The sequence below is a fragment of the Paraburkholderia tropica genome (genome assembly GCF_914484835.1).
Classification (GTDB): domain Bacteria; phylum Pseudomonadota; class Gammaproteobacteria; order Burkholderiales; family Burkholderiaceae; genus Paraburkholderia; species Paraburkholderia tropica_A.
This window is the reverse complement of the sequence record NZ_CAJZAR010000031.1, coordinates 103910-126304: the sequence shown is the minus strand read 5'-3', so window position 1 is coordinate 126304 and position 22395 is coordinate 103910. Positions and strand designations below refer to the sequence as shown.

At 62.9% G+C, this 22395-nt stretch carries 30 protein-coding genes; 4 read left to right on the top strand and 26 right to left on the bottom strand.

Annotation, left to right across the window (positions count from 1 at the left end; all coding sequences use genetic code 11):
- Positions 1-127 precede the first annotated feature (127 nt).
- Entirely contained in the window at positions 128-385 is a 258-nt protein-coding gene (locus tag LDO54_RS04805; RefSeq protein ID WP_224007192.1) for a hypothetical protein, read from the bottom strand.
- Between the two features lie 683 nt (positions 386-1068).
- Between LDO54_RS04805 and LDO54_RS04800 the strand changes: the two genes are divergently transcribed.
- Together LDO54_RS04800 and LDO54_RS04795 are read left to right on the top strand one after the other, a co-directional pair.
- The gene (locus LDO54_RS04800; protein WP_224007189.1) at positions 1069-1599 is read left to right on the top strand and encodes a hypothetical protein; all 531 of its coding nucleotides are present in this window, start codon (positions 1069-1071) and stop codon (positions 1597-1599) included.
- Positions 1600-1936: 337 nt separating this feature from the next.
- Positions 1937-2308 carry a hypothetical protein gene (locus tag LDO54_RS04795; protein ID WP_224007187.1) on the top strand — a complete coding sequence of 124 codons (372 nt, stop codon included), beginning with the start codon at positions 1937-1939 and terminating at the stop codon, positions 2306-2308.
- Here the strand turns inward: LDO54_RS04795 and LDO54_RS04790 are convergent.
- Positions 2305-3096, bottom strand: coding sequence for a DNA adenine methylase (locus LDO54_RS04790; RefSeq protein ID WP_224007186.1), 792 nt, complete (start codon positions 3094-3096; stop codon positions 2305-2307). The two genes, LDO54_RS04795 and LDO54_RS04790, sit on opposite strands and share 4 nt — an antisense overlap.
- A gap of 221 nt (positions 3097-3317) precedes the next feature.
- Here LDO54_RS04790 and LDO54_RS04785 point away from each other — a divergent pair, with 221 nt between their 5' ends.
- Positions 3318-3614 (top strand): hypothetical protein, encoded by a 297-nt coding sequence (locus LDO54_RS04785; protein WP_224007183.1) that lies wholly within the window; start codon positions 3318-3320, stop codon positions 3612-3614.
- Here the strand turns inward: LDO54_RS04785 and LDO54_RS04780 are convergent.
- The 6 genes from LDO54_RS04780 to LDO54_RS04755 are packed head-to-tail and all read right to left on the bottom strand — an operon-like array spanning position 3604 to position 6462.
- Positions 3604-4446 (bottom strand): patatin-like phospholipase family protein, encoded by an 843-nt coding sequence (locus tag LDO54_RS04780; protein WP_224007617.1) that lies wholly within the window; start codon positions 4444-4446, stop codon positions 3604-3606. The genes LDO54_RS04785 and LDO54_RS04780 overlap by 11 nt on opposite strands.
- Positions 4443-4913, bottom strand: coding sequence for a hypothetical protein (locus LDO54_RS04775; protein ID WP_224007180.1), 471 nt, complete (start codon positions 4911-4913; stop codon positions 4443-4445). Before LDO54_RS04775 ends, LDO54_RS04780 begins: the two co-directional genes overlap by 4 nt.
- Positions 4914-4923: 10 nt before the next feature.
- Entirely contained in the window at positions 4924-5250 is a 327-nt protein-coding gene (locus LDO54_RS04770; protein WP_224007177.1) for a hypothetical protein, read from the bottom strand.
- The gene (locus LDO54_RS04765; RefSeq protein WP_436975502.1) at positions 5247-5585 is read right to left on the bottom strand and encodes a hypothetical protein; all 339 of its coding nucleotides are present in this window, start codon (positions 5583-5585) and stop codon (positions 5247-5249) included. The genes LDO54_RS04770 and LDO54_RS04765 overlap by 4 nt, the downstream gene beginning before the upstream one ends.
- Before the next feature lie 58 nt (positions 5586-5643).
- Entirely contained in the window at positions 5644-6162 is a 519-nt protein-coding gene (locus LDO54_RS04760; RefSeq protein ID WP_224007171.1) for a glycoside hydrolase family 24 protein, read from the bottom strand.
- A 3-nt stretch (positions 6163-6165) separates the two neighbouring features.
- Entirely contained in the window at positions 6166-6462 is a 297-nt protein-coding gene (locus LDO54_RS04755; protein WP_183038824.1) for a phage holin family protein, read from the bottom strand.
- A 183-nt stretch (positions 6463-6645) separates the two neighbouring features.
- Between LDO54_RS04755 and LDO54_RS04750 the strand changes: the two genes are divergently transcribed.
- On the top strand, positions 6646-7698 hold the full coding sequence (locus LDO54_RS04750; RefSeq protein ID WP_224007164.1) for an acyltransferase family protein: 1053 nt from the start codon (positions 6646-6648) through the stop codon (positions 7696-7698).
- Between the two features lie 188 nt (positions 7699-7886).
- Here LDO54_RS04750 and LDO54_RS04745 read toward each other — a convergent pair whose 3' ends face one another.
- From LDO54_RS04745 to LDO54_RS04660, 18 genes are all read right to left on the bottom strand, one after another.
- Positions 7887-8870, bottom strand: a complete 984-nt coding sequence (locus tag LDO54_RS04745) for a hypothetical protein (protein ID WP_224007161.1) — start codon at positions 8868-8870, stop codon at positions 7887-7889.
- A gap of 60 nt (positions 8871-8930) precedes the next feature.
- A complete protein-coding gene (locus LDO54_RS04740; RefSeq protein WP_224007158.1) occupies positions 8931-9527 on the bottom strand; it encodes a YmfQ family protein in 597 nt (198 codons plus the stop codon).
- Positions 9518-10567 carry a baseplate J/gp47 family protein gene (locus tag LDO54_RS04735; protein ID WP_224007155.1) on the bottom strand — a complete coding sequence of 350 codons (1050 nt, stop codon included), beginning with the start codon at positions 10565-10567 and terminating at the stop codon, positions 9518-9520. Before LDO54_RS04735 ends, LDO54_RS04740 begins: the two co-directional genes overlap by 10 nt.
- Positions 10557-10961: a phage GP46 family protein gene (locus LDO54_RS04730; protein ID WP_224007152.1), complete on the bottom strand. Its 405-nt coding sequence runs from the start codon at positions 10959-10961 to the stop codon at positions 10557-10559. The genes LDO54_RS04735 and LDO54_RS04730 overlap by 11 nt, the downstream gene beginning before the upstream one ends.
- A complete protein-coding gene (locus LDO54_RS04725; protein ID WP_224007149.1) occupies positions 10958-11509 on the bottom strand; it encodes a phage baseplate assembly protein V in 552 nt (183 codons plus the stop codon). Before LDO54_RS04725 ends, LDO54_RS04730 begins: the two co-directional genes overlap by 4 nt.
- A complete protein-coding gene (locus LDO54_RS04720) occupies positions 11509-12621 on the bottom strand; it encodes a phage baseplate assembly protein (protein WP_224007146.1) in 1113 nt (370 codons plus the stop codon). The genes LDO54_RS04725 and LDO54_RS04720 overlap by 1 nt, the downstream gene beginning before the upstream one ends.
- A gap of 3 nt (positions 12622-12624) precedes the next feature.
- Positions 12625-13911 (bottom strand): DNA circularization protein, encoded by a 1287-nt coding sequence (locus LDO54_RS04715; protein ID WP_224007143.1) that lies wholly within the window; start codon positions 13909-13911, stop codon positions 12625-12627.
- On the bottom strand, positions 13911-15743 hold the full coding sequence (locus LDO54_RS04710; protein WP_224007140.1) for a phage tail tape measure protein: 1833 nt from the start codon (positions 15741-15743) through the stop codon (positions 13911-13913). Before LDO54_RS04710 ends, LDO54_RS04715 begins: the two co-directional genes overlap by 1 nt.
- A gap of 123 nt (positions 15744-15866) precedes the next feature.
- A complete protein-coding gene (locus LDO54_RS04705; protein ID WP_224007137.1) occupies positions 15867-16166 on the bottom strand; it encodes a phage tail assembly protein in 300 nt (99 codons plus the stop codon).
- A complete protein-coding gene (locus LDO54_RS04700) occupies positions 16163-16510 on the bottom strand; it encodes a phage tail tube protein (protein ID WP_224007134.1) in 348 nt (115 codons plus the stop codon). The genes LDO54_RS04705 and LDO54_RS04700 overlap by 4 nt, the downstream gene beginning before the upstream one ends.
- A 70-nt stretch (positions 16511-16580) precedes the next feature.
- Entirely contained in the window at positions 16581-18083 is a 1503-nt protein-coding gene (locus LDO54_RS04695; protein WP_224007130.1) for a phage tail sheath C-terminal domain-containing protein, read from the bottom strand.
- Complete coding sequence (locus LDO54_RS04690; RefSeq protein ID WP_224007128.1) at positions 18083-18316, bottom strand: DUF2635 domain-containing protein; 234 nt, start codon at positions 18314-18316, stop codon at positions 18083-18085. The genes LDO54_RS04695 and LDO54_RS04690 overlap by 1 nt, the downstream gene beginning before the upstream one ends.
- Positions 18309-18905: a phage tail terminator protein gene (locus tag LDO54_RS04685; RefSeq protein ID WP_224007125.1), complete on the bottom strand. Its 597-nt coding sequence runs from the start codon at positions 18903-18905 to the stop codon at positions 18309-18311. Before LDO54_RS04685 ends, LDO54_RS04690 begins: the two co-directional genes overlap by 8 nt.
- A gap of 9 nt (positions 18906-18914) precedes the next feature.
- On the bottom strand, positions 18915-19373 hold the full coding sequence (locus LDO54_RS04680) for a hypothetical protein (protein WP_224007122.1): 459 nt from the start codon (positions 19371-19373) through the stop codon (positions 18915-18917).
- A complete protein-coding gene (locus LDO54_RS04675; protein ID WP_224007119.1) occupies positions 19363-19692 on the bottom strand; it encodes a head-tail adaptor protein in 330 nt (109 codons plus the stop codon). Before LDO54_RS04675 ends, LDO54_RS04680 begins: the two co-directional genes overlap by 11 nt.
- On the bottom strand, positions 19689-20273 hold the full coding sequence (locus tag LDO54_RS04670; RefSeq protein WP_224007117.1) for a head-tail connector protein: 585 nt from the start codon (positions 20271-20273) through the stop codon (positions 19689-19691). The genes LDO54_RS04675 and LDO54_RS04670 overlap by 4 nt, the downstream gene beginning before the upstream one ends.
- A gap of 56 nt (positions 20274-20329) precedes the next feature.
- The gene (locus tag LDO54_RS04665) at positions 20330-21592 is read right to left on the bottom strand and encodes a phage major capsid protein (protein WP_224007114.1); all 1263 of its coding nucleotides are present in this window, start codon (positions 21590-21592) and stop codon (positions 20330-20332) included.
- 68 nt (positions 21593-21660) lie between these two features.
- Entirely contained in the window at positions 21661-22344 is a 684-nt protein-coding gene (locus tag LDO54_RS04660; RefSeq protein WP_224007111.1) for a head maturation protease, ClpP-related, read from the bottom strand.
- Positions 22345-22395: the final 51 nt, after the last annotated feature.

The following is a 22395-nucleotide window of genomic DNA, read 5'->3' as shown; positions in this document are numbered from 1 at the left end:
ACACGCTTTCCAACGCCCAAAAAACAAAACGCCGGGCGTCGTGAAGACACCCGGCGTTCGTGCCGCCCGTCAGGCGGGCGACCGGAACAAATCGACCTGAGCGTAAAGCTGACAGGCCGGACAGCCCTTATTGCGCTTGCGAAGCTTGCGAGCCGTGAGCGCCCGACTGCGACGCCGAACCGGTCACGCCGCCGTAGGCAGCGTCGACGCCTTGCTGCTGCGCGCGCTCGGCCGCGACGGTCTGCGCGCTCTGGCCTTGCTGCGAAGCCGGTGCGCCGACGTTCGGGCGATAGAAAGGTGCCGGGCCGTAGCCGCTGGCGAACGCCGGAGCGGCAACAGAAGCGGAAGCTGCGACCAGCAGCGCTGCGATGAGTTTGGTCTTCATGGTGGACTCCAGAATCAGGTTCAATTGCGGTTCGGGGATGGCGCCGCGCCTGGGAGGTCAGACCCATGAGCCGCGTCAGTGAGACTCAGTGTATACACCTACTATCAGAAAATAATCGCGATAAACCGAATTGACTATTCCGCTTCTGGAAACAATGCTGTGAGCCAAACCAGGCTTGGCTGAGCGACGAACAGACCCTAAAAAGCCGTCCCAAAAAAATTTCTGCGACGCAACATTAGGCGATCGGATTACATAACGTGCAAAGGGTCTTTCAGACTAAAGGGAGCGATGGAAGCGCTTCCATCCATGCAATATGCTTGCTATATGACAAGAAGACGTCACTGCGGCCCTGATTTTTCCGCTTGAACCTCGGCTGCCGCACCGCAAAATCGGCGCCAGCACGGCTCATGGCATGCGATAAAATAGAAGGTTGATTCACGCCTGCCGCGCCCCGTCGCGCCCTCATCTGCCATGTCCGCCACCCCCATTGCCAGCCCCCGCCGCGTCTCCGTCGCGCCGATGATGGATGGGAACAACTGATCCCTGATTCGTACCGTCAAATAAAGCGTACAGCGGGCGAAAGAATTTTATGTAGCACTGCTGTAGCACGAATACGAATTTTGAGCGCAAACCACCGATAGATCCTGGGTATGATGAATTCCTCACCATATGTAAGGAACATCATGGATCTCGACCTCGCGACACAAAAGAAACTGGCAGATATACAGGCCGCCGCAACCCCGATACTGCAGCAGTTAAGGGTGCGTAACGAAACTGCCAAAGCATCGGCGCTCCGCGCAGCCGCAAGCGAATTCAAAGCGCATTTTGAAAAGGAAGGATTTCTCGTCGTGGGAGGATATCCCGCGCGCATGACGGCGAAGTATCAGCATTTGGAGTTCGTGCTGGAATTCGATGAACAGGAGCGCGCTTACTATTGGGCAATCCTGAAGCTTCAGCAGACAAATCCGAAGAAACCGGAAACCAAAGTGGCGCTGGTGAGGAAGGGATCAAAAGGACCCCGGGTTACAACTCGAATCGGCCGTCCGGATCCCATTGCAGACGCGGAAGCGCGCCTTGCTGAAGCCCAGGAAGCTTTGGACGGCCCGGGCATTGAGTTCGATTTTCAAATCGAAGCCTCGGTAAATGGGTCAAATGCGCGGGCCGTGAAGAATTACGCATCGCTGCGCGACGTGCTGCTCGAGCACTACAAATAACCAGTGTCACGGGGCGCCCCGCTACCCGGCCACGGCAAGGGGGTGCCAACGCGGCCGCTGATGATGCAGCAGTGTTAGCTGCCGTATCCAGTAAAGGTTTGATAAGCAACCTACGCTAGAACTTACGCAAATCACTCAGAAGATGGCCGCCGTCCCCTTCTACCCACAAACACTCCAGGACTGGTCTCAGGTGGTTTCGGCCGTGGCGACCGCAGGAGCAGTAATCCTTTCTCTCTTCTTTTCTGTTCGAGCTGAGCGCGCCCGCCTCCGCGTTCGGATCGCACGAAGCATTCAGTTGGGAGCTGGTCCTATCGGCCGTAGGGATGGAATGGCGATCGTGATCGTCAATACCGGCTCGCTTCCAGTTAATGTTCAAAACGTCATATTGACTGTGCGCGTCGGCAAGAACCGGCCGTCTGTGATACTTGCGAACCATGACGCGGTGGAGTGGAAATACGATCTACCAAAGGAGCTCACCCACGGGCAATCCTGGAGTTCGAGTTATTTCATAGAGCCACTCGACGAACCTTGGAAACGAGTCAACAACCTCCTTCAGTTTCGATCGCTTCGCGTTGACGTCTACACGACCACGCGCAAGTTCCGCGCGCGGCCGCCCCTCAAACTCTCCCTCCAGCTTTGGCGCGAAGTACGTGCCACGAAAATTCGGACGAAGGCTGTTAGGCGCGCAGCGTTGAAGCGCGACGACTAGAACAGCCCCGCCGGCTGTGCGGCGTCGTCCCAGCTGAAAATAATCACTTCCTTCCGCGCAGCCTCTCGCCCGCCACCGCCAACGGTGTACTTGATGTCCACCGTCTCGATGTGAAAGCCCGCGAACGCTTTGCGGATCGCCGGGTGATCGTTCAGACTGACAATCGCTCTGCCCTTGATTGATTTCAGCCGACGCGCCATAGCCTCATACTCTTCAAACGGAAACGCTACGCCATACCCCTCCGTTTCCCAGTACGGCGGATCCAGATAGAACAGTGTGTGCGCGCGGTCGTATCGATCTACACACGCTTTCCAGTCCAACTGCTCGACATAGGCCTGCGCGAGCCGCAGGTGCGCCGCCGACAGATTCTCCTCCAGCCGCAACAGATTCAGCCCTGGCGGCGTGGTCGTCGCAGTCCCAAAGGTTTGCCCCTCGACCTTGGCGCCAAAACAATTCTGCTGCAAATAATAGAATCGGGCCGCTCTCTGAATATCGGTCAACGTTTCCGGCCGAGTATCCTGGAGCCACTTGAACACCTGCCGGCTGGTCAGCGCCCACTTGAACTGCCGTACAAATTCCTCCAAGTGATGCTGGACCACCCGGTAGAGATTCACGAGCTCGCCGTTCACATCATTGATGACTTCGACCGCCGCCGGCGGTCGCATGAAAAACAGCGCAGCACCGCCCGCGAAAACCTCGACGTAGCAATCGTGCCGGGGGAATCGCGGAATCAGGTGATCGGCTAGACGACGCTTGCCGCCCATCCAGGGGATGATGGGATTTGCCATATGTGATTTGGCCTTTGTTTAGAGTTTGTTAAAATCCGGCCCGCCTACCGGTAGGTAGCAGGGCCTAGGCTGATTCACTGGCACCAGTGGAAAGGTGGCTGCGCGCATGCTCCAACATGCACGCAGTCGCCCTGTCTCTCCCGCCCACCGATCGAGCGGAAGTATTGGAAACGATCCGGAAAATACTGTACGTTTACACAGTATTTTCCGGATTCGTTCTCATGCGCCATCGCGTCCCCTTAACTGCCGCCCGCCTCGCCGAGATTTACGACCAGCACCCCACGCCGGTTGTCCTCGAGCTGCTCTGGGAAATCCACCGCCTGCGCGCGACGATCTCGCGCGCGAATCAGATCCGCGCTTTTCTCGCGCCGAACGGGCACGGCGTCATTCCGACGTCCGTTTGGGAGTGCTTCAACAACGAGCTCGACGTAGAGCCGCTGCTGACGGACCCGCCGACGCCCCGCCAAAGAAAACAGATCGACGACGGGTTAAGCGGGTCCGGCAAGGTCAAGCGATAGCGCACGCCCCGACCAGGCGCGCGGGCGTATCGAGCAGCGCAGCGGCGACGGACGTCGTCGCATAGCCGTCGTTATAGAGCCGCTGCCGAACCGCGCGCGCCATGTTCCTGTCGAAGCTGCTCGCGTAGCCGGTCGGCACCCGCACGATCGTCGCCCCGCCCTGCTGCGCGAGGTCAATGTGCGACGCCTCATTCGCCGCAAGCATCAGGTCGATCACGCGCGAGGCGATCGTCGGCAGCCGATACTTGCGGCCCGCCGGCAGCGGCGCATCATCCGAGACCAGATACACGCCAATCCGCGGCACGTCGTCGACAGTCAAATGGCTCACCGGCACGTTGTTGCACGTTCCGCCATCGACGAGCAGCGCGCCGGAGTTATCCACAGGCGGAAACACGAACGGTATCGACGCGCTCGCGCGCGCGGCCACGCCGATCGGCACATCCGGCGTCGTCGCCCGGCTGAACACGAACTCGCGCTCCGTCAGAAGGTCGGCGGCGATGATCTTGAGATCGAAGTCGAGTTCACCGAACGTACGGCTACCGGTCGCGCGCAGCAGAAACTTCTCCAGCGCATCGCCCGTGCACAGCGCGCGGCGCGTGAGCACCGCCCAGGGCGTGAAGCGCATCATGGGCGACCAGTCCATCGACATGCACAACGCGCGCATGTCGGCGAGCGGCATTCCGCTCGCGTACAACGCGGCCACGATCGCGCCGCCCGATGTTCCCGCGACTTCAGCTACGGCGTAACCGGCGTCGACAATCGCCTGTAGCGCCCCGAGGTGGGCGCCAAGGCGAAAGCCCGAGCCACTGAATGCGACCCGGACGCGCTTCATTGCGTGGCCACCGCGTCGGAGGCCACGGCCGCCGCCGATACCGCCGAGGCGGCATCGGTCGTCGCCACAGCAGTCTCGGTCTGAGTCGGCATCGAACTGATGATGCTGTTCAGCACGAGCTGGGCGGCGGTGAGCGTCAAACCGATCTGCTGTTTCTTTTCGTCGGTCCACGACGTCGCGTTCACCACGTCGATCAGCGCCGGGAACGCCGTCGACGAGAACTTCTCCAGACTCGACACGTCGACCGCCGACACCGCGTCGCATGTCGTGTTCACGATGTCGGCCGCCTTGTCGAGCTTTTCCGCAGCGTTGTCGTTGAAGCCCTGCAACGATTGCAGGCTGGTAACGGTCTGCTGCACCGGCGTGCAGACCTGTTTCGCGAGTTTGTCGGCGCTGGAGACCGTTGCGCAGCCGGCGATCGCGAGCGCGGCAATGCCTGCCGCAAGCAGCATGAGAGAGCGTTTCATACGGGGTTCCTTACTGGATGGTTTTGATTGCCGTCGCCACTGCCGAAGTGGCTGCAGCAGCGGCGTCAGAGGCGGCCGAAGCGGCCGTGGCCTGGCCTGTAAAGGCCTTCACATCGGTTTCCTTCAGGTTGATGCTGTAGCTTCCGTCAGCCGCGCGCGAAAACTGCGCATCGACAGTCGCCATCTCCTTTCCGTTCCAGACGCGCAGCACGCAGCAGCCCGTCGCCGCGCCGGACGCATCCGTGATCGGCGAGATTTCGTATCGGGCGACACCGGCGTATTGCAGCGACGTGCAGCCCGAAAGTGCGAGAGCGCCGATTAGCGCGACGCCCTTCATTGCAGCGTCCCCGCCGGCGGAGCTGTCACGCCAACCGCCGCGGCCGGCGCGTTGATTCCGAGAGTCACGTCGGCCGCGGGCGCGCCGCGCAGCGGAGCGCCCGGAACCGCGCTCGCCGACGTCGAGTCGCCCGCCGTCGAGCGCGAGCTCGCCGTCTGATGCCCGCACCAGATCGTCACCAGGCTCACCGCGCCCGTGATGAGCACGCCGATCTGCGCGATAAATGCCTGGCTATCCGCGCGGCCGATCGTGACGAAATACGCCCACAGCGCCATCAGTGCGAGCACGAAAAGCGCGGCGAGCGCGCCCACGATGATTTTTTCCTTGATGCTCAATCGAACCTCCAATAAAAAAGGCCGCGCGTGGCGGCCGGTCAGAAACACAGGCGGGCGATCAGCTGCGCACGACGCCGCCGGCCGCCACGTAATAGCCCTGCAAAAGCTCAATCGGATTCGTGCGCTGCCCATAGGGCGAACCGGTGAGGCTCGCCCAGATCCGGTTGCATGCTGCGACCGCGCCCGCGAAGTTGCCCGCCTGAATCAGCGGCAGCGCGCGCTTTTCGCGAATCTGCTGGATCGCGATACGGTCTTGCGATTCCGGGCTGAAGTCGCGCAGCCCGAGCAGCTTGCGATACGGTTCGTAGTAGCGGCCGAGCAGTTGATAGGCGCCCGCCGCGCTCGAGTTGAGTGCCCGGTTCAGTACGTTCGGATGTGCCGCGTAGGTGTCGAACTTCAGCACCTGCCCGGCGTACGGCACGCCATTGCGCTTGCCCGGCCCGTGCGAGCCGACCAGCACGTTGTAGCCGTCATCGCTGTTCGCGAGCACCCAAGCTTCGATTTCGCTTTGCGTGAGCATGCGCAGAAAGGCGACGACGTTCGCGCCGCCCGCGTCTGCAATAGAGATGCGCGGCATGGATTACCCCTTTTCGTTGATGCCACCTACCAGCGCGCGGGCGCGGCGGCGCAGTAGCAGTTCGATGTATTGCGAACCGACGATGCCCAGCGCGCTGCCGATCCCAAGCAGCGCGATCGGACTCAGATCCGGGATCTGTACGAGCACCACGCCCGCCACCATCGAGGTAGCCGACCCCAGCAGCGCCCGCCCGAGAATCAGGCGGAACGTCAGCACCTCACTACTCACCAGCAGCTTCGCAATTCCGATCAATGCCCCAGTTACCACCAAGGCAAGAAAGGTTCGTTCGTGTTCCTGCATTCACACCCCCGCTTAAGGGCCGACTTGCTCGGCGCATAAAAAAAGCCGCTAGGTAGCGGCCGAAAAGGTTTGTTGCGTGGCTCTTTATCTGATTTGAATATCGAGCTCGTGCTTATTGCTTCATCCCTGAAACTGAGGCGAGTAAAATCTCGCCCTAATCCAATACAAGATGAGTCCGCAACAATGACCAGCGGCCAGAGGCTGTACTCAATCCATTCCCTGCGATTTGTCGCTGCTGCGGCCGTCGTCATGCACCACATCACCACCGGCCTTGGTCAGAAGTCAGTGCTCGTCGGCGCAGCTGGCGTCGATGTGTTCTTTGTGATCAGTGGCATCGTGATCGGCATGGCGCTTATTGATCGGGAGACGCCATACCGCTTTGCCGCGCGCCGCCTTGTTCGTGTCATACCGCCCTACTGGATTGCGACGATAGCCGTCATGCTCTTTCAATATTCGGTTTGGGGAGCAACGTTCAGCGTGTCTCGCATCGCGCGCTCGCTTTTCTTCTGGCCAGAATTCGGAACGAACTGGCAACTCATCTATTTCCCTGCGTGGACCCTCTGCTACGAAATGTTGTTCTATTTCGTGGCATTTTTATCGCTCGTGGCGGCCCGTCGACACGCGCTGATTGCATGCGCAACAGTCATGACTCTAATCGGCCTGTTCAGGATCCCCGTCCCAAGCTCAAGCGACGGCGCGTTTTTCTCCACCGCAGTAAGTCTTGAGTTTTGCGGTGGCATGCTGCTCGCAGTGGTGATCAGGTCAGGATGGCGTCCGCAGCGTTCGGTGGGGATCTGCATGCTTTTCGCCGCCGCGCTGCTGTTCTGGCGCTACCAGTCCGCTGTTCTGCTCATCAGCGAAACACCAGCCGTCTCACATTTCGCACGGCCATTGGGGCTCGGCATACCTAGCTGTCTGGCTGCACTCGGCCTCCTTTCCTTTGAAGGCGCACGCATTTTCCGGACACGATTCGCCATGCTCGGCGGCAACGCAAGCTATGCGATTTACCTGTGCCACATCACCGTCGTGAACTTCACTTCGGATCGCCTCGCCCGCCACGGCGTGCAGGTCAAAAGCCACTTCTGGCTTTCGTCGATCGGGCTAACCGTCCTCTCAATCGCAGTCGGGATCGGCGCGTGGCTGCTGATCGAAAAGCCGATGTTGCGAACGCTTCAACGACTTTTCATCAATCGCGGTAGCGAAATCGGGAGCGTCAGTACGGCCACGGCTCATTAACTCTGCGGCGCAGGCAGTGATGCCTGCGCCATTTCAGGAAGCGACGCGTAGTAGGTGGCCCAGCGCTCGTCACCCTCATCAACCTCCCCCTGATTCGGGAATACAGCAGCGTCCTGAGCACAACTGAAGCACGCAACGATCTTCACGCTGGTAGCGTCCGAGAATTGCACAAACATGAAGCCTCCCAATCAAAAGCGATACGAATAGATCGTGATGGAGAACGTGATGCTCGACACGTTCGAAGAAGTCGTCGTGTAATACATCGTCTGCGACGTCGGCAAAGCAAGATCCCAAAACGTGCCGCTGATTTGAAACAGCGTGGCTGACTGAGCAACGTAGTACGCAACAGAGTTCCAGCTCGCCCCGGAAAACGGGTACACCTGGATTTGCATTGCCGCCCCGACTGCGGAAGCCGTCCCATAGAATCCCGCGTTGCCGTAAATTGACTTGGCGTTTTTGGGAACTGCACCGGCAATCGAAAGCGCCGTATTCGCCGAGTTCGTAGCGGTGGTGAGCACCGAAACCTGAGTCATGTAGCGAAAATGGCGGTCCTCCTGGTATCCAGCGACAAACTGTGAGCTAGCGTTCGTCGGCCAAACACTCACCAGTGCGCTCGCGACGTACCCGGCAGGCATATAACCGCCACCGTAAACTTCTGGCGCTTTCGCTGCGGTTGCGTTCATCGCGATCAGTGCGGACGCTCCCGTCGTCGGGTTGTAGATCGCATACACGGCCACGAAGCCCGAGGCAGGCGCCGCCCCAACATCCATACCACCTACGCCGACCACCGTGAGGTCGACCGTCTTGTTAAATGCCGCGAGTCGATAGGTCTGCCCTCCCAACGCTGCCGAAAGGATGATTTCGTCTGCCGTGAACGAGGCCGTTTTCGCTGCAGCGGTCACCGACATCCGCGCATTGCGCGCCGTCCCGACAGGCGACGAATAGCTGGCCTGCCCCATGCGCGCGACGATCAACTTGATCGCAGCGAGCAGCTGCGCGTGGTTCGATTCGTCGGCCTCGAGCCCTGCATCGCTTTGAACCGCGAGAACCTCGTCCGTCAGCGCATTGGCCCAGGTCGACGGGATCAACGAACCGACCTGCGCCGTCGCCTCGTTCTCGTCGATAAACTTGCCGTCGACAAGCCCCACGCTTGCGTCCTGTGGATAATCCATACACTCCCCGCAAAAAATTAAGGGCGGCACGCGGCCGCCCTGCATCTGAAATCGAGACTGCTACGCGTAGATAAAATCGACAACGGTATGCGCTGGCATCCAGCGCTGCACCAGACACTCGATTCCGTTGTTCGGATTCGTGCCGAATCGCTCGCCGAAGTGCGCCACGCCAAAACGCGCGCCGCCGGTCAACCGCTCACCGAGGTTCAGCACCCAAAAGAACTGGGCTGCCCACGTACCAAAATGCGCATTCCCGAAGCGAGAACGCCCGAACCGCGGCGCGCGGTACTCGATCACGTGCGCATTCGGATAGCCGAGCTCGGCGGCAACCGCGATAAAGAACGCCGCGTTCTGGCCACCGCTACCGATCAACCTGCGAATGACAGCCTTGCGCCTCGCGTCGAACGTCTGCTCCGTGCCGAGGCATTCGTCCGGCAGGTCCATCGCCGCCTCGAAATCCGGCAACATCTCGCGCATGGTCGCCGGGTCCATCTCGTTCAGGAGATCGTTCGTTCGCGCATCGATGCGCGCGAACTCAGGCGCCAGCCCTTGCAGCACGGCATCGATATCCGGCTCCAGGTCCTGATCCCACGCCGGGCCGGGCGGCAGCAGCTGGCGCAGCATCGCGACGTAGTCGGCCTGCGTTCTCACTGCCATTCCACACCTCCGAATGTCGGCAATTCGTTAACCGCGAGCACAACGTCCTCCGTGGGCTCGACCAGCAGGTGATCGTTTTCGCCAGCCGTCTCGCTGATTGCTTCGTCGATATGGCTTTTGATCACGGTCACGCCGAGGTCTCCCTCGCTCGCAATCAGATTCTTGAGCGAGACGATCGTCGCCGCGCGCGTCGCGGCGGTATCCGGCGACAGCTTGATCTTGAACTGCAGCGGCTTGTCGACTGGCGACATCACGTACAGCTCAGCACCCAACGGCCGCTTCGATTCGACGTATTCCTTCACGGTCGCGATTTCCGCATCGCCCGGAAACGGGTCGTCATCATCGTCACGAACGAAGAACAGGCCCACGGTGCCTGCGCCGAGGTAGCGCCGCTTTGCCCACGCCCGCGTGACACCTGCCACCTCGGTTGCCCAGTCGACGTAGTCGTCCGCATTCCCACCCATCGGCGTGCGTTTGTACGACGCTTTCACGCGCGTGCGCAGCTGGTCAATCGTCTCGATGTCGCTGCCGCCCGTGATCCCGCCCGTTGAGACAGCCGCGTCGCTCGACACGTTATCGACGGGAGACACAAATGTGAGCGCCGTGCCCGCATCGAGGTCGCCCGCCTTGCCCGCAACAACCGCCTTCACCGGCACGGTGCCGGTGCCCGCGCTGTCAAGCACAACGGCAGCCGTCGTTTCGTACTGGATCAGGTCCGTCGTCTGCAACAGTTCGCCGGCGTCGACCGGTGCATTCGCCTGCCCCGTCACGTCGACATTGCCGGTCGACGACACGGCCGCCTTGCGACCACCGCTCAACCGCAGATTGGCCTGGCGAATGAGCATGTCCTCGTCACACTCGTCGGGCAGGAGTTGCTTCGACGCCCACTGCTGATAGCCATAGGCGATATGCGCCGCGCCCGAGTGCACGCGTGCCAGCACCTGTGCGTCGGTGCGCCGCATCACATCGGACGCGGACCCGGCGAGATCGGACACCGCGCGCTGGATAAGCGTCGGTAGAGTCGGAATATCAAACGGCATTGATCACCTGCCAGATGTTGTCAAAAGTGAACCGCAGCGGCGAGCTCGACGCCTCGTCGAACACCGTCACCAGCCGCATGGAATTCAGGTCCGTTTTCGTCGCCGTGACCGAGACCGACTTCGCCCACTTGTCGTCAACGATCCATTGCAGCGCTTCGGTCGCATAGGCCTGCGCGTCGAGAAGCGTCTGCGCCGTCAACGAGCGCCGGCGCAGCAACCACAAGCGCGAGCCGATACGATCGTTATCGACTGGCGGGAAACTATCTCCCCACCAGCCCTCGCGGTTGTCGTCGTCGAGCTCGTCGGACGGCTCGGCGCGGCGCCAGGTCAGGAGGCTGATCGTCACGGCGCGCCGGATCAGCACCTCGCGCTCGTCTGCGGTGAGCGTGGTCATGCCTTCGGCCCTCCCGTCTGCGGCCCGTCGTGCTCGACGTGATAGTGCGAAACCATGCTGATGTCGTCGAGCACGACGTCCGGCGCCTTGATCGCGCACGTGGACGATGCCGTGTCTGCGTCGATCGAAGCGGCCTGCGCCGTCACGTCGTACGCATCGGCCGTCACGTTGTAGTGCTTCGTGACGACGCGGTATTCGTCGCACTCCACGCTCACGACGCGCCCACGCGTGAGCACGATCTTTGCCCCTTCATCGGTGTAGATCGCGACGTCGCCCTCCTCCAGCCCCTGAAGCCTGTACCGCCGGTCGGCGACGACGAGCACGACGCCGTGCGAGCGGTCGCCACCGAAGAATCCCGCAATGCCTTCGGCGCCAGCCTTCGGCCGGGACGTGAATCCGTACGGCTCGAAATGCTCCAGGCCATCCTTCGTCTCGTCCGCGAACAGGCCCGCCTGAAGCGTCTGCATCTTCGTGCCTGCATTCACCAGCTTCACTGTGCAACGCACGAGCACGCCCATCAGGCGCGCCCGGAACTCGTGCGGACTCATCAATTCGACTCCCAGTCAGCGGGCAACAGATATTCGAAGTTGTCGCCCTTCTTTGCTTTCTTGATCTTCCGCCGCTTGTGCGGATCGTCAGGCTCGGGCATGTAGCCGTCCGGCGGCGCCACCTTCAGCGCCGTCGTCGTCCCCTGCTCACCCTTCGTATACGTCGCTTCGACGATCAGCATGTCGCGGTCGAAGCCGATGATCGGATCGACCACGCGCACCATCTGGTTCGGAATCCACAACCGCCCGTTCGACTGGCGCCAGCCCTGCACGTCGTATGTCGTTGCCAGCGCCTTGCTGATCCGGTTATCGCGCTCCCACTGCACTCGCCCCTGCGCCATCGCCTTCGTGATGTTCCCCGACTCCTGGATCACCTTCACGCGCCGCCGCGCGACGCGCGAGTCAGTGACCGAGGCCGAAATCTCGCTCGCGGAAGACCCGTACATGTCGTCGCTGCCGACGTGCTGCCCCTTGCACTCGTAGACCGAGAACACGCCGGAGAAGTCGAGCGGCGCGTCGGCGCCCAGCACGTTCTCGCCAACAACGAGGCGATCCACCGCATGGCCCGCGCTGCCCGGATTGGCGATCACCAGCCGGCCGCGTCCATCGTCCGTCGCGAACAGATGCGAGAGCGTCAGCAGCCGGTCGATCGACTCGAAAATCGTTTCGCCGGGCTGGATCGTGTGATCGGCAAGCGTCGAGCTTTCGCCGGTCTGATCGATCACCGTGATCCCGTAACTACTCACCAGTGCGCGAACAATCTGCGCGACCGTCTGGTTGCGCCACTGGCTCGGCTTGTTGTCCGCGCCGCAGTCGACGAGGTCCGAAGTCAGCGAGCGCCCCGAGACGGTGAGCGCGACGTTGGTACTGTCGTGCCGCACGGGCGTGGCGTATACCCAACCCGTCATCACCAGATCGTTACCGATGCGCAGCTCGGCGCGGTCGCCCTGCTTCACGCGCCGAGCCGAAGGTGAGCCCGGCCACTTCCACGTCAACGCGAGATTGAAGTCGCGCGAGCAGCGCTCGATCCCTACCCCGATCGACACCGATTTCCAGCCGCCGTGGTTTTCCCCGTTCACGCTCAGCGTGACCGTCTCCTTTGCGTCTGCCATACCTCACCTCTCCGCAACCCTGATTTCCCCGGCGGGCACGAAGCCGGGATTCGAAACGCGGTTGCGCGTCACGACCTCGTCGGCGCGTGTCGCGTCGCCGTAGCGCTGGTAGGCGAGCACCAGCGCCGCGATCGGCTCGACCGGTTCGATCGTCACGATTCGCACGCCGCTGCGCGCAATTTCATTCAGATGCCGCACGATCGCCTGACGCGCGGTCGTGAGCGCCTGGAAGCGATCGTAGGAAGCGTCCAGCCCCATGTCCCAGATCGTTTCGTTCGCGTCGTCACGCGCCGCAAGCACGTCGTCGACGACCGGCGTGTCGATCGGCACAATCACATCGCCCGCCTCGTCATACTCGACGTCACTCGTCCCGGTCTGCGATCCAACAGCAGGCACGGAGACCGGATCGGTCGGCCCTGACTGCGACGTATCGCTCACCACCGGCACCGTCACCGCAGCGATGGTGCGCATCGCGCTGACGAGCAGCGCGTCCTGCACCACCTGCACGGTTGCCGACTGGAGCCCGGCAGCGTCAGTGCCCTGTGCCGTCGACGCCGAGCCCGAGTCACGCAGGCTCGAAAACACGCTCGTAATCGCCGAGAGCGCCGAGCCGGTGCCAGAGAACGAATACGTCATGGCGTCGAGCGTACTGAACAGCTCGTCGACGACGTAGGACGGCGCGTTAACAACTTGACTTGCAAAGTCCGCGGCATCCGTGAAGAGACTCGCGAACGGCTCGAACTGGTTACTCACGGCGGTGTACAGTTTCGACGCCGTCTGCGAGTACGCAGCGACACTCACGCGCGCGGCGTTGACCTTGTCGAGCAGCGTCGCGAAGTTGCTTTTCGACGCCGTCGCCAGCGAGTCCGCCGCCGTGCCCACCTGCTGCGACGTATTGACCGTCGTCGCCGGAAACTTCAGCTCACCTGCCTCGACGTACGACGCGTCGAACCGGATTACGCCGCCCTCGCGCCGATCGCGCTTGAACGTCGCCTTGCCAACGATGCTCACCTTCATGCGGCCGAGCCACGGGTGCACCAGTTCGCCCGGCCCTTCTGCCTCGAATGCCTCGATCAGTTTGTCGGCCTGCTCGAAACAGTCGTCACCCACGAGGAAACCCGTGAGGCCGGGCTCGCGCGTCGCGCGGCCCAGATCCTCGACATACGGCTCATCGCGATTCACGTACTCATGCGTCTGCGTGCGCCGCCCGACGCCGATCGAATCAGCATCGACATCGAACGGCACGCCGCGGAATGACGCCGGCTGCAACCTGTCACGCCACGTCGCCATTACCCACCTCCCAGCGAGCGACGCCCAACCTGCGGCGTGATCGAGAACCCGTTGCCAGGCGCGGGCTGATCGAACCGCAGACCGGGCGGCGGATTGTCGAACACGACGCGCAGCTCGCCGTTGACGCGCTGCTGCGCCGCCTGCTGCGGCACCGAGGCGCCCCAGTCGCGTGCCCCAACGGCTCCCGGCTGCCCGGGAATCGACGTCGTCCAGCCCGCGACACCCGCGCCGCCCGGCGCAGGTGCCTCCGGCGGGGCGGGCGCGCCACTGCCAAAGCCGAGGCCGTGCCCAAACCACTGCGCCGCGTCGATCAGCGGCTGCACGTACGGTTTGATGCGATCCCACAGCTTGCTAAACCAGTCGACGATCGGCTCCCAGTTCTTGATGATCAGACCCAGCGGCGAGAAGTTTAGGAATGCAAACTCAAGCCACTTGAACCCGGCTTTCGCCACGCCGACGATGCCGTCCCACAGCTTCGCGAAGAACGGGCCCACCGTCTCCCAGTTCGCCATCAGGAACCCGGCGGTCAGCGCGAGCACCCGTACGGCAATGCCGAGCGGCGTGAGGTTCGACACAGCGATGAACGCCTTGAATGCGGCAGTCACGCCCCACACAGCGAGGCGCACCGCCGCGAATGCCAGCGCTGCGCCGAGCACGCCCTTGATCAACCCCGGATGCGCCTGCGCCAGCTGCTGCACGTTCTCAATCAGCGGCGCGACGAATCCGAGAAACTGGTTCAGCGGCGGCAGCAACACCGCACCCACGCTGATGCCGACCGCGGTGATGCGGTTCTCGAGCAACTGCATGTTGTTCGCGGTCGTCGCCGCGCGCGACGCGTATTCCTGATTCATCGAGCCGGCGTACTGCGTCTTGTCGCCGACCTTGGTCAGGTTTTTTTGCAGCAGATCGAGATTCGTGAGCAGCGGCGCAATCGCCTCGATCGACTCTCGCCCGAACAGTTCCTGCAGCACAGAGGCCTGCTTCTCGGGCTTCACCTTGCTGATCGCCGTGAGCACCTTGAGCATCGTTCCCTGCGCATCTTTTTGCAGGCCGGCAGCGATCGATTTCGAATTCAGCCGCAGCGCCTTGAACATCTGCTGTTGCTGCTTTGTCGCCGCCGAGCCCGACGCGAGCGTCAACATGAAGGTCTTGATGCCTGTTGACGCGATGTCCTGCTGCACACCGACGCCGATCAACGTCGCACCGAGCGCGGCGATCTGGCCGGACGCGAGGCCTGCCACCTTGCCAAGCGGGCCGACGCGCGTTACCACATCGGAAATCTTCGCCGCCGTCGCGGGCCCGGTGTTGCCGAGGTAGTTGATCTTGTCGGCGAGCGACACGACGTCGTCCTCACCCATCTTGAACGCCGTGCGCCACGTGGCCATCATCTGCCCCGCTTCCTCCGCGGTCTGATCGAACGCCACGCCCATCTTGACGGCGTCCTCGGCGAAGCGCGGCAGCTCGCTGCGATCGATGCCCGCCTGACCGCCGGCCGCCGCGATTTTCGCGATGTCCGCAGCCGCCATCGGCAGACGCTTCGACAGATCGAGGATGTCCGTCGACATCTCCGCAAACTGCTTGGGCGTGTCGAAGTTCACCACCTTGCGAACATCCGCCATCGACGACTCGAAATCGATCGCCGCCTTCGTCGCGGCGATCATCGGCGCCGCGATAGCGCCACCCGCGAGGATGTCCTTGAAACCGATGTCGCCGAGGCCATCCTCTTTCAGACCTTTACGGAATTTCGCAATGTTCTTGCGAATCCCGGTCAGGGCTGGCGACAGTTTGTCGACGCCGGTGATAAGCGCCTTCAGCTGAAACTTATCCGCCATCGCGGCTCTCCTCGATGATCCGGTCGGCGTGACCGATCGACTCCAGCAACCGTTCGATCGGCCGCGCCATCACCACCTCGGGATCAAGACGCCAGAACCACGCGGCGTCGTAAGCCCGGTCGATTAGCTGCTCGACTTTGCGGACCCCGAGTTCATGAAAAAACCGGCGACCGTCCAGCAAAGGTTGTTGAAGTCGACGATATCGATCGAAGCGACCGACGAACCAGGGATGCCCGCCAGGCGCTCGATGTACTTCGCAGCGGCGTCCGGGTTGATCTGGACCGATTCGTCCTGCGCGATCTGGTACGGGAGTGCCTTGACCGCACGCGCGTCGGCCGGTGTGGGCTTGCGCAGCTTCAGCGCCTTGAGCGTGTCGCCGTGCGCCTCAATCGGCTCGGACAGGGTGAAAGTAACGTCGCTCATTGCCAGCTCCCCTTACGGCCTTCAAACGTCAACGACGTTTTGCCGTCGTCGCCAGTCGTCGAGGCGTCACCCACGATGTACGCGCCGCTGAGCACATACGTTTTGCCGTTCGCGAAATCCACGGTGATCGTCATGTCCGTGCCGCTGACGATGTCGTCGATCGGGAAATCCGGCGTAAACAGCGCGTCGACCTTCACGTAGGGCGTCTTTTCCTTTTCGGAGTAGTAGCCCGGCTTGATCGTTTCGCGCTCCGTATCACTGAGCGGCGCTTCGACGCCGCCCGTGATTTCCAGCTGCTTTCCGGCGACCTTGAAATAGCAGGTGCCGGCGGTTCTCTTACCCATATCGGGCCTCCATAACGTGGATGGCCCGCGCGCGGCGGGCCATCCGGTTCAGTGCAGGGGCAACGCCCGATCAGCTCACTTCGCTTGCGTACTGCAGGCGGAACTGATTGAGCAGCGCGAACACACGCAGCTGGTTCACGTAGTCCGGCGGGAACAGCACGTTGAGCCGGTTCGGATCGTTCGCATCGCGCTCGACGACCAGGTACTTCGCGAACATGGTCGCGTTCTCCACCCAGCCGAGCTCCTCCATCGCGAAATACGCGGAGATCATCTCGGCGCGCGCCATGCTCGGCGTGAGAATCGCGTTGCCCGGCCCGAACGACGTACCGTCGTCGGCCAGCTTGTGACGCGGGTACTTGCTCGTCACCGCCGTGCGCAGGTATCGGATGATCGCGGCCGACTGGTGCATCGTCTCGCTGTCGCGATACGAATCGTCAGCCTGCCCGAGTGCGTTGCGCTGGTACGTTGTCACGGCGCGCTCGATGCGGTAGTAGCCGCCCGAGTACACCGCAGTCGCCACGCCATACTTGAGCAGCGAATTGCGTTCGGTCAGGATGAAGCGCGAGCCGGCCGGCGCGGGATCCACTCCGACCAGCGCGCCCGTCTGCGTCGGCCGTGCCGGATCTGCAGAAATGAATACGGCCGTCATGCCCATCCACGCGGCGCCGACCTCCCACGCCGGCTGCGGAACACCGGTCTCGAAGCCGTGCACGGTGACATGCTGATCGTTGCGCAGCTTGCCTTCGGCGACGAGCGTACCGAGTGCGCCGCGGCGCGCCGTATAGACGTGACCGAACAGCCCCGACGACCATGCCCAACGCCCCGAGACATCGTTCATCCATTCCTTGAGATCGTCGAGCGCGGTTTCGTCGCTCCATCCGGAGTTCGTGAACTCGAACGCCTCGTCGCCGACCGCGGCGAGCAGATCCGCGACGTCGACCTGCCCCGTGCCGCCCGACATTGCCGCGATCGTGACCGTGATGCCAGCTGGCGTGCTCTCGCCGCCCGCGGTGCCCTTGCTATTGATCGCGACCGTAATGTCGTTGCCGGTCTCGCCTCTCCATCGCGTGGTGAGCGTGACGACCGCCTCTTCAGCCGCAGCGGTGACCGGAATCGTCGACGAGTCGGCGAGCGCGGTCACGATGGCCGCCGCGATCTCGCTCGCGGTCATACCGCTCGCGACCGTCACCTGCGTGCGCTTGCCCGCGATATACAGATTGAGAACGCCCGCGGCCGTCGCCGTGCCGGCGATCGTGACGGTGCCCTCGGCCGCGCTGCCCGTGGCAAGCTTGACCGGAACCGCCCACACCTCGCCGGCAGGATCGGTGCGTCGAAGCGCCTGAAACTGCGCAGCGAGCATCGAACCGACGCCGGCAATCGCCTGCACCTGACTCAGGCTCGTCACGAGTTGCAACGTGCCGAGTTCGCCCGTTGCATCGTCGTTGACCTGCCCGAGCAGCAGGCGGCGCGTTTCCGAGCCGGTCGACGTGTTGGCCTGGGAGTTGTCCATCTCCGCGTAGAACAGTGGAGTGAGCAGGTCCGAAGCCGGAATATTGCTGAACGAGACGGGCATTACTGGGCTCCCTTGTCGTCGGTGTTAGCCGCAGCCGACGCGTCGCCCGCGGGCACGGCGGGCGCCGTCTCCGCGCTCGCCGCGCCAACTTCGATCACGTCGTTCGCCGCGACGCGCCGACGCCAGTAGGCGCTGCGCGGCACAGCCCGCCCGCCGGCGGGCAGTTCGTCGCCCCGGTCGGGATCGGGCACGACCCGCCCCTCGGCCGGCTTGACGGTCATCGTCTTAGCCATTGAAATCCTCTCTGATGGTGAATTCGATACGCCCGTCCGGACCTGTTTTCTGGCCGGGCTCCAGAAGGTTCGCGTCGACGATCGGATCGATAACGTCGGTGCTCACCGTGATGCCCTTGAGGTCCGGCAGGCCCGCAAGGTATTGCTCATGCCACGTCTCGGGCGTATCGCCGCCGCCGAGCGTGAAAGTGGTCGAGAACGTGAAGCGGTACAGGATCCGCTCCCGGTTCATCAGCAGCAGACCGCCGCCGACGTACTGGATCGGCAGCCAGTCCGCGACCGGCTCGAAGCCGACCAGCGCTTTCCACAACATCGCGCGCACGTCGTGCAGCTGGTCGATGCGTGACTGCCCGCGCGCGTCGGTCGTCGCGATCGCAACGACCACGTCGAACTCGTCGGTAATGTCCTGACGCACCGTGTTTTGCGTCTGGTTCTCGCCCGCGTCGTCATGCGTCGGCACGACATACGCCGCGGGCACGGGCAGCAGCGCTTCGTCGCGCACGGCGTCGAAGTCGATCGCCGCCGCCACGCGCTTCTCGAAGAACGGAACGTAGGTGCGCAGCTGCAGCACTACGGGGGTAACTTTCATCGTGCGGCCTCACCTGATTGCGAATGCCGATTCGAACGCTGCGCGCAGCACCGACTCGACCTGCCCGGCCGACTCCTGCAACGCGTCGGCCATGAAGTTCTCGCGCGGCTCGATCCGCCATCCGCCCACTGCGCTGTGATGCGCGCTCGTTTTCGCGCGCACGCCGTAGTGCAGATAGGCCGGATAGAAGTGCGCGCCCATCGCCGCCGTTTTGTACGGCGCGACGCGCACCAGAAACCCCGAGCGGCTGACCTTGACGCGAATGCTGCGGCGCAGGTTGCCCTTGCGCACAGCCGGATAACCAGCGCCGCTCGACGTGCCGCTCGCGAGATCGGCGCGTGCACGCGTGCGCACGATCGCACCGGCTCGCCGCATGGCGGCACGAATCTTTCGCTTGTCGAAGTCGATGCGCTTGTCAAAACCATCGAAGCCGTCGAGGTGCCAGTAGATGCCCGGTTTATTCGCCACGGTGCTGCTCCTCCACCTCGAGCGTTGTTTCGCGCTTCGCGTGCTCATGCTTGGCGCGCCTGACGCGATACACCCATCCGTTCCAGACCACCTCGTATTGCGTCGTGATCTCGTCGAACAGGCGCATGCGCATGCGATGCGTCACGCGCGCGTCGGCCTGGACAGACGCGGCGTACGCCACCGCGCCGACCGGCGTCACTTCTGCCCAGCGATCGACCTGCGCCGAGTAGCCCGCCTCTACGCCCATATCGAGCGTCGGCGCATCAGTACGCACGCGCAGCGTGATGCGATCACGCATGCGCCCCGGCTTCGCGCTCATAGCGATTCATTCCTGTATCGATCGATCAGACCAGCGACAAAGCGGCCCGGCAGGCTGTACGTCTGCTCTGCCGTGTCGGATTCGCGCTGCTCGTAAAGCGTGCCGAGCATCAGCTTCATCCAGCTGCAGCACGATTCCGGCACCGCGTCAGGCGAGCCGAAAGCCCCGCATCTGAACGTAATCTCGACGCCCTCTCCCTTCGGCCAGCCGTTGCGCGGCACGATGTACGCGCGGCGGCGCAGGCGGACTTCAGCGACGTCGATCTGCTGCGCCATCCCGGTCGGGTCGGTGTACTTGATTGACACGACCTCGCTGACGTCGCTCCACAGCAGGATCCGCTCGCGTGGAAATTCGTCGAGCCGCACGACACAGGTCTGCGGCAGCAGCGGCCGGGCGAGCTCCTTTTCGAGCGCCTCGCGCGCGGCAACGATCGCCGCTTCGATCAGCTCATCGTCGGCGCTGCCGTCAACGCGCAGATGCAGCTTCGCCTGCTCAAGCGTGAGCGCCTCTTCAGCTGGCACCTCCGTAACCTCGGGCGTGTCGGCCCCGACCACGTCCGGAAAGAATTCGCCGCGCAACATAGGAATCCTCAAAAACTGGGCGAGCCATCTTCGCGGCGGCCCGCCCGTTACTGCACTTAACCCGCTGCGGCCGCCATCTGCAACGTCTTGACCGCGCCGCCCACGTCGATCAGGTTGCCGCCCTGACGGTTGAAGCCGACGAAGCCGACCTGACCGTTCAGCGTGTACGCCGAGTCGACCATGCGGAAGATCGTCAGGTCCATCACCTCGCGGATGAAGTAGCTGGAGAAGTCGCCGAAAGCGAGCGGCTTCTTGCCCGCAGCGGCCGAGTCCATTTCCTGCACGATGGTGAGCGGGCGATTCAGCAGACGATCGGGCGCGCCACCCGGGTTGCCCTGCTCGTAGCCCGGCACGAAGATCGGGCGGCCCTGCTCGTCCTTGATCTTGCGAACGGCGCGCAGCGAATCGTCGTTCATCGCCCAGCCCGTCTTCGGACGCGCGCGATAGATCGGATCGACGCTGTGCTCCAGATCTACGAGATCGTCGTAGGTGTAATCGGTCGCGGACGCCGCCGTCTTGCCGACCGCAGCAGCAACCATCAGCCCCATCGGCTGAGCGTTGCCGGTGCCGGTCATGAAGTGGCGCGAGGTGATCCGGCCGACGCGCATCGCGAGCAGCGCCTGAATGTATGCGTCGATGTCGAACATGCTGTCCTGGATCAGCTCGAACGGGATCGCGATCGACTTCGACGAATACTTGTAGACGTCGAGCGTGATGTTCTCGAAACCGGTATCCAGCGCGTCCGTCTTCACGTTCTGCCCGACGATCTGACCTTCTTCGGCCGTCGCGTCGGCGGCCGGGAAATTCATCTGCGCGCCAGTACCCGTGCGGATCGTCGTCGCGAGATCACGAATGCCACCATACTGCTTCATGGCCTCGGTAAGTTGGCGGTAGTATTCGGTCGCGACCGTATAACCCCCTTCCGTGCCCGTCGTCGTGGACATCGCCGCCCGGACGTCAGGCGTCTGGCGGGCGCGCATCGCCGACAGATCTTCCGCCGACATTGCCGCGATGCCGCCGGCCAGATACGCGCGGAACGAGGCGGTACCTTCGTTGTGCGCGCCCTGCGTTTTCGTGACGGCGTTGCGCAGGCCATCGGTGTTGCCGTTCAGCGCGTCGGCCGCGAGGCGGGCCATGAGGCCTTCGTGACGCTTGATCTCGGCCGAGACGTCGTCGATTTCCTTCATGCCGTCGTCGTAGGTCTTCTGCTGATCGGCGCCCCACTTGTCGCCCGGATGGTTTTCGAGCAGGTTGTTGAGGTTCTTTGCGAGCGCATCGCGACGCTCCCGCAATGCCTGAATGCCTTGTGCAATAGCCATAAATGCTCCACTGATGAAATAGAAAAAGGCCGCTCGAAAGCGGCCCCGGGATTCGACGCGGGAGAGCGTCAGAGACGGTGCGACAGGTCGAGCCGGCGCTTCATCGCGGCCAGATCGGGAACGCGTAAAACCGGTTCGCTGCTCGCGCTCGGCGCCGGCGGCGCAGCGTCCGAAGGTGCAGGCGCTGCCGGCGGCGTGCGCTGCTGCGTCGGCGCCGGCGCGTTGCTATACGCCGAGAGGTTCCACGCGGAGGCATTCGCACCCGGGTCGCCACCGGCGAGCCGGTCCGCAAAGCCCTTTTCAATGGCATCGGCCGAGGAAAACCACGTCTCAGCGGCCATCCACGCTGCAATGTCGGCCTCATCCTGCCCAGTCTCCTTCGCGTAGGTGCGAACCAGCGATGCATCGACGGCGTCGAGCAGGTTCGCGGTTTCTTTGAGTTCGTCCGCATTGCCCATCGCGAACGACCAGGCCTTGTGAATCATCACGAAGGCACCATCGGTAATCTCGACCTCGTCGGCCGCGAGCATCAGGAAGCTCGCGGCGCTGGCCGCCACGCCGTCAACGTGTGCAATGACCTTTGCCGAATGGCCGCGCACTGCCGTTTCCATCGCACGCGCCGCGAACACATCGCCGCCCGGCGAATTGATGCGCAGATGGATCACATCGGCAGTGATCGACGCAAGCGCCTGCACGAACGCGGCAGCGGACACGCCGCCCCACCAGTCGTCGGTAACGATCACGTCGTACACATAAACCGTGACTTCGGTGGCGTCGGCCGACGCCTGAACGCGCAAACCCTG